Origin of the sequence: Bartonella melophagi K-2C (genome assembly GCF_000278255.1) — a bacterium.
In the GTDB taxonomy this organism is placed as follows: domain Bacteria; phylum Pseudomonadota; class Alphaproteobacteria; order Rhizobiales; family Rhizobiaceae; genus Bartonella; species Bartonella melophagi.
The window spans coordinates 18279-20297 of record NZ_JH725082.1; the positions used below are offsets into that span (position 1 = coordinate 18279).

A 2019-nucleotide genomic window follows, 5' to 3' on the forward strand; every position below is an offset into this window, starting at 1 on the left:
CTGCTGCTATACGTGCTACTCCTGCTGCTATGCGCGCTGCTCCTGCTGCTGTTGGACGTGGTGCACTTGCTGCTGGACGTGCTATTCCCGGTGCTATACGTGCTACTCCTGCTGCTGCAAAAACTGTAGGTAAAGCTGTAATGAGCCCTGTAAATAGTGCAGCTACAAGGACTTCAGGTGCAGCTGCAGATTATTTAAGTAGAGCAGAGGCAAAAGCATTTCAATCTGCATTAGCGCAAGGAGCCACACGGGCAGAAGCAAAACTTGCAGGGGAAGAAGCTGCAAAAAAAGCAGTAGCAAAGTTTAATACAATACGCGCTGCAAAAATCGGTGGAATCTATGGAGCTATAGCAGGAAGTGGTGAAGGGGAAGGTCTGGGAAATACTATAGTAACTACTGGATTTGGTGGGTTATTTGGTGGTGCTATGCCTTTTGCTCTATCAGCAGCAGCACCTCTTGTTACAAAATCAGCTGGTGCAACGACTTCTTTTGTCAAAGACACGATTCCAAAATGGTTTCTTGGAAGTCAACCGGGTGAAGTTCAAATAAGCAACAAAGCGCTTAGAGAGATAAGTCGTGCTTTAGACAAAGCAGGTATTCAGGATCTTGACAAGGCTTTAAAGTGGAAAGGCCCTGATTCAATGATCATTGATTTAAGTGATCCGCTTGCTGCACGGGCTTTAAGAGAAGCAAAAAAAGACTATCCTACACATTCAATGATGAGTAATCGTTTAGGAGCTAGGCAAGCTGAGAGTGCTCAACGTGTAAGAGAAAAGCTGAATGAAACACTCGGCAAGAAAGTCAACACACTTGATTTAAAACAAGACATTATTAACAATGCAATTGAACAAGCTAGCCCGCTCTATGAAAAGGCATTTGCTGCACCAATTTCAAAAGCTGCTTTGGAATCTTCACAGCTTTTGCACAGTCCTGAATTCAATAGAATGTATAAGAAAGCAGTTAATGCTCTGTTGAATGAGGGGGATGCAACAATTATAGCAAGCAATGGGCGTCCAGAAATAAATATGCGGATTTTGCATGAAATAAAGGGCTATTTAGGTGATCAGATTAGATCAGCGACCAGAGAAGGGCATAGAAAACATGCTAGAATGTTGAAGGATATGGAAAAACGGCTTACGCATGTTTTAGACGAATCGTCTCCACATTATGCTCAAGCACGGCAAATTTACCATGAAAATCTCCTTCTTGATGATGCCTTATCTCACGGTCAAAAAGCTTTTGAGAAGAATGTTACGCTTGATATGATCAAAAATCAGCTTTCAGGTTTGGAAACTACAGAACTGGATGCGTTTAGAAAAGGTGCACGTTCACAGATAGAACATGCAGCAGCTCATGCACAAAGCCCTGAGAATAATCTTTCCAATTTGTTTAATACACAAGGTGGGCAAGAAAAATTACGGCTGGTTTATGGTGAGGATAAAGCAAATCAACTTATGAGAGCTTTACGTCCAGAGGCTGAGAGGTCAGAGTTATTTGCACGCCTTCCAAGGAACGAGGGTGAGCTTGGATCAAAGGCAGGAGAAGCACTTGATAATGTAAGTAAGGCTGACCCGATTAAAGCAATATTGAAATTTTTTACAGGGTCAGTCAAGCGTGCAGTGTCGTCAATCGATAGAAATGCCGAGAGAGATATTGCAGCTCTTATAACAGCGCGTGAGCGTGGAGATATTGGGCTAGCGAGGCAAAAATCTGTTGAGTTAATTAACAAGTTTCGTAAAGCAGAACAGAGACGTTTAATCACACAAGGTGAACTTGTAAAGTTCATTAATTTGCTTAATGTTCTATCGACTGGCAGCTACATTAGAGGGCTTAAAGAGTAATGATTAATTTTCATCCTCATGTTCAGAGTGCGATTTCACAGGCGGCACAAAGATATGATTTACCCGAAAGCTTTCTTAAACGGGTGGCGATGATAGAAAGTGGTGGTGATCCCAATGCAAGAAATAAAAACAGTAGTGCAGGTGGTCTTTATCAATTCTTAGATTCAACAGCACGCCA

At 42.2% G+C, this 2019-nt stretch carries 1 protein-coding gene and 1 pseudogene; both read left to right on the forward strand.

Annotated elements, in window-relative coordinates; translation table 11 throughout:
* Nucleotides 1–1841, forward strand: a 1841-nt coding sequence (locus ME3_RS02925) for a hypothetical protein (RefSeq protein WP_007476994.1), incomplete at its 5' end; no start/stop codon positions are given.
* 89 nt (nt 1842–1930) lie between these two features.
* Nucleotides 1931–2019: pseudogene (locus ME3_RS07350) on the forward strand (transglycosylase SLT domain-containing protein); the annotation flags it as partial.